Origin of the sequence: Mesorhizobium sp. M2A.F.Ca.ET.037.01.1.1, from assembly GCF_003998075.1 — a bacterium.
Taxonomy (GTDB): Bacteria; Pseudomonadota; Alphaproteobacteria; order Rhizobiales; family Rhizobiaceae; genus Mesorhizobium.
In genome coordinates, this window is the sequence record NZ_RZSA01000582.1 from 1 (window position 1) to 4,312 (window position 4,312).

Sequence of the window (4,312 nt, forward strand, 5' to 3'; positions counted from 1 at the left end):
CGGTATGGCACACTGGCGGGCGAATGTTTCGAAGGGCTGGATCGCAACCTCCGTTGGGATGCTCGACGCGGTGAGTTCGCCATCGGGCATCACGCGCTGGGAACCGCAATAGGCGGCCACTGCATCGGGGGCGGTTTCCAGTGCGGCCAGCATCTTCGCCAGGAAGCTGGCATCCACCCAATCGTCCGCATCAAGAAACATGAGCCAGTTTCCGCGCGCTGTCGCAATCCCGCTATTGCGCGCGCCGGCGGCGCTATTCGCACAAGACCTCAATGCCCGAAAACGGCTATCGTGCTCCGCATAACGGGCGGCGATCGCGGGGGTGCGGTCCGTGGAGGCGTCGTCAACGATGATCGCCTCCCAATTCACTATTTTCTGATTCAGAAGGCAATCGAGTGCACGCGCTAGCGTCACTTCGGCGTTGTGCGCCGGAACCACGATTGACACCAAAGGATTATGCACCACGCCGTCTACCCGCGCCTGGTTCGAAGGTAGGTCCCCATCAGCGCAACCCGCGGTCACCGGCATCATAACGGGTGCAATGGATATGGTAAACTGGCGTCTTTTGCAATCGCTGGGTGGCTAATCTTGCCGTGTGTATTTCCATTCAATTTTGGCAATGAAGCGCCTCTATTGGGCTCTGCGCTAGCAGCCGTCGCGGCTCTCGACCGCTGCAGCCATGTCGCGCTCGAGACGCTGCAAAAGCTGCGGGTCGGGAGGCAGATTCGCGAGATCGATCAACATGGCCCAGGACCTATGGGTTCCAGGCTTTTCCGAGCATCCGGCGGACCGATTCAGCCGGCGAGCGCAGGTCTCCAGACACGCCTCGGGAGCGCCCCAGTCGATTCCTTTAAGAAGAATCGCAAGCTCCGCCGGCCGACTACTACTAAGGCGGGGATGTCTATCATGATGCGCACGGAACCTTTCTCAAGAGCCAAGGTGAGGCCATGGAAAGCGCGTTCGATATAGTCCGCGAGCTGATGGCCGAGGTAGAGCCGACGGACCCTGTTTGCACCGTCCGCGATGCCGGGGCCATCAGATCATGCAGATCACAGTCGCAGGCGCCGATTCGACAATGCATGTAAAAAGAGGTGATCCATTAGCAAATGAGTTCGTTTTTCCCGAAACCTGACATCGCGCTGGTGGGGCTGAGTCACTGAGGTGAATACCCTATCCGTTGTCCCTAAGGCGGCAAGACCGTTGGCTGCTTCCAGACGAGACTCCAGGACGCCTTCTTAACCGGCAGCGGGACCTACCAACCCAAATCTCGGCGCATATTCCCTAGCGCGTCGATGCAGGTTGTAATTGGGAGGTTACAACGTGAAGACACTTTTGGGATGACCTGCCGGCTTGGCAGCAGCCTCTCAGGAAGGCTGATTTGCTAACCAGCGTAACCCCGTCAGACTGGGCAGGAAAGGTTCCGCCGGGTGATTTCGAACCCGAGCACGTCGACCGGCTGTGACGCATTGGCCGCATCTGGCCCGCGCCGCATGATTGATCGCGCGCGGGCGTTCATTCGGCCGATGCGTCCCGCTTGGCACCCGACCGCCTTGAGCCCGCGCCTTAGCCGCTACTTAGATCGTGAATAGCCGGCTGTAGACCGTCAGGCGTGATATCAACCGTCGCAAGCGTGATCGGCAACTTAAAACGACGGTGACCGGCGCTGCCCGGATTAAGGTAGAGCACACCGTCAACGGTTTTGAGTTTTGGCACATGGGAGTGACCCGACACGACCATGTCGATGCCGAGTGCCGCTGGTGAGACCTGAAGCGCCTTGAGATCATGAAGGACGTAGAAGGTTCGGCCTGCCAGCCGCACTAACGCCGTATCGGCGTAGGTTGAAGCCCACCGGGCCGTATCCACGTTGCCTCTGATCGCGGTAACCGGTGCGATCTGCTGAAGCGCGGAAATAACGTCAGGACTGCCAATGTCTCCGCCATGGATGATGTGGTTTACCCCGGCCAAGCGTCGTTCCGCCTCAGGCCTCAATAGGCCGTGCGTGTCAGAAATGATGCCTAACCTGAATTTCATTGTCGGCCATTATATGGTGAGCACATCGAGATCAGCCGCAATACGGCTGTTCGGAAATGCCCGCACGGCTTCCGCGAGTATTTCTTCGTCGGCATATCGACCAGAGATATGCGTAAGAGCGAGCTGCTTCACGTTGCTCATCGCTGCCAGAGATGCCGCCTGCGCAGCCGTGAGATGACCATAGTCGCGGGCCATGGTCGCATCCCGTTCCAGGAAGGTGGCCTCGATCACCAGAAGGTCGGCGCCGCAGACATGGTCCGCGAGATCATCGGTCGACTCCGTATCGCCGATGATGACCAGCTTCTTGCCTGCTTCCAGCGGGCCTAATACATCTTCGGGAGCAACTGTTCGGCCATCGACGAGGGTTATAGACCGGCCTTCTACCAGTTCCTTCCTGATTGGACGGTCTGGCACGCCCAGAGACGTGAGGCGCTCGGCGCGAAGGTGGCGGCGCGGTGGAGTCTCGAGCACGAAGCCGTAGCTATCGGTGTCGCGGTGACGAACCTGAAAGCAGTCGATCATGAATTCGTCCGCGTCGAAAAACCGGCCGGGCGTCAGCGGCTCGAGCTTTAGTGGGATCGGCGCTCGTCCTTCACCCCACAGACCAGCGAGCATGCGCACAACGAGGTCCAGGGTGTCCGAGCCTCCGTGGACGGTCAGGAGATCGTCACTTTGCCGCAACCGGAGTGTCGAGAACAGGCCGGGGATTCCAAGGATATGGTCGAAATGGGCATGCGTGAGCAACAGGCGGTGAAGACGCCTGAACCCGGCGCCGCTGCGCAGCAGCTGGCGCTGCGTGCCTTCCCCGCAATCAACCAGAATTCGGTGGCCTCCGGCCTCGATGAGCAGGGCAGGGTGATTTCGCTCGGCAGAGGGTACGCTGGCCGAGGTGCCAAGAAACGTCAGTTTGAAAATCATGGAGCCAGTCTAGCCCGCGAGCGGTAAGGCCTCAAAGCGGGCAAACAACGCTTTCTACCCGGGCAAGCCTGCCGTGGCTGTCTTTGACTATTTTGAGGCCACGCCCTGCTCAGACTTTATCCCGGAGGTTTGACCATCACCGTGGACGAGGTCGCGGTCCCGGTCATTGGTCCTGTCGGGCGTTTGGCCTCCGCCTCCCGGGTATCCCGCTCTTTGTCCTTCCGGGGTTTCGGGCCCGGCATGTCCCGCGATGATTTTGATCTCATATGCTTTGTCCTCTTCGGTCGCTCAATAAGCCGCCACATCCTGTTCAAAATGTGGGGTAAAATGCGGGCTTTGAAGACTAGGGTTGCGAAATCTGCAGGCGATTCAATATCGTAGCAACAGCGATGGCGGAGAGAGCGTCTTTCGAATTCCTGCTTAAACCATTGAAATTACTCGCATTTTCTTATGGCTGGTTACCCAGTTTGTTACACAGCCACGGATGACCGCTTTGCGCCTCCTACTGATGTTAGGCTCAGTTCCCCGCAGCCTGAAAGCGAACGTTGTGAGCCACACAGCTAGCAGACTTGCCCAAAGTTCATCCCGACTACGCAGCACTTCCCGTCTCCGGCATTGAGCGGTGTCGGAATGCCGGCTCCGCCATCAAACCACAGAACCATCAGGCACTGGGTGCCTCGCGCAGGTTTATCAATTCGGCCACATCGAGGATCCTCAAACTGCTTGCCACGCCAAGCGCGTCGGTGGCGGCCGTGTACATGACCTTGTCCTTGGGACAGGCGACGACAAAGATCTCAACGTTGAGGCCAAGCGCCTCGCGGATGCGGTTTTCGCTGGGTCGTTCCTTGACGCCGTCGTCGCCTTGCCAGATGCGTCCGCCGCCGGCGCCACAGCAGAAGGAATTCTCGCGGCAGCGCGGCATGTCGTGCAGTGTATAGCCTGCTGCCCTGATCAGGTCGCGCGGCGCGTCGAAGCCGCCATTGTAGCGGCCGAGATAGCAGGGATCGTGATAGGTCACCGTGGCGCCGTCGGCCGGGGCGATATCAAGCCTGCCCGCCGCCACCAGTTCGGCAAGCAGCGCCGTGTAGTGAAGCACCTCGAACGCGCCGCCAAAATGGCGGTAGTCGTTCTTCAGCGCGTTGAGGCTGTGCGGATCCGTGGTGACGATGCGGTTGAAGCTGCAGGCGCGGATCGCGTCGATGTTGGATTGGGCAAGTGTTTCGAACAGGCCTTCCTCGCCGGCGCGCCTCACGTCGTTGCCGCTGTTGCGCTCGGCATCGAAGAGAATGCCGAAATCGACGCCGGCGGCCGTGAAAAGCTCGGCGACCTTGCGGGTCACGTCCTGGACGCGCGGGTCGTAGGA

At 59.8% G+C, this 4,312-nt stretch carries 4 protein-coding genes; all 4 read right to left on the reverse strand.

Annotated features, from left to right (window positions below; genetic code table 11):
• A partial coding sequence (locus EOA27_RS24685; RefSeq protein WP_245491153.1) for a glycosyltransferase family A protein occupies positions 1-531 on the reverse strand: 531 nt, incomplete at its 3' end.
• Between the two features lie 1,032 nt (positions 532-1,563).
• Positions 1,564-2,031 (reverse strand): metallophosphoesterase family protein, encoded by a 468-nt coding sequence (locus EOA27_RS24690; RefSeq protein WP_126081355.1) that lies wholly within the window; start codon positions 2,029-2,031, stop codon positions 1,564-1,566.
• 9 nt (positions 2,032-2,040) lie between these two features.
• Positions 2,041-2,946: a ribonuclease Z gene (locus tag EOA27_RS24695; RefSeq protein WP_126083721.1), complete on the reverse strand. Its 906-nt coding sequence runs from the start codon at positions 2,944-2,946 to the stop codon at positions 2,041-2,043.
• Between the two features lie 664 nt (positions 2,947-3,610).
• A partial coding sequence (locus EOA27_RS24705) for a (Fe-S)-binding protein (protein ID WP_145970509.1) occupies positions 3,611-4,312 on the reverse strand: 702 nt, incomplete at its 5' end.

What these genes read in the sequence shown, in the direction of transcription:
- EOA27_RS24690 (WP_126081355.1), bottom strand. Translation starts at nt 2,031, where the DNA reads ATGAAATTCAGGTTAGGCATCATTTCTGACACGCACGGCCTATTGAGG.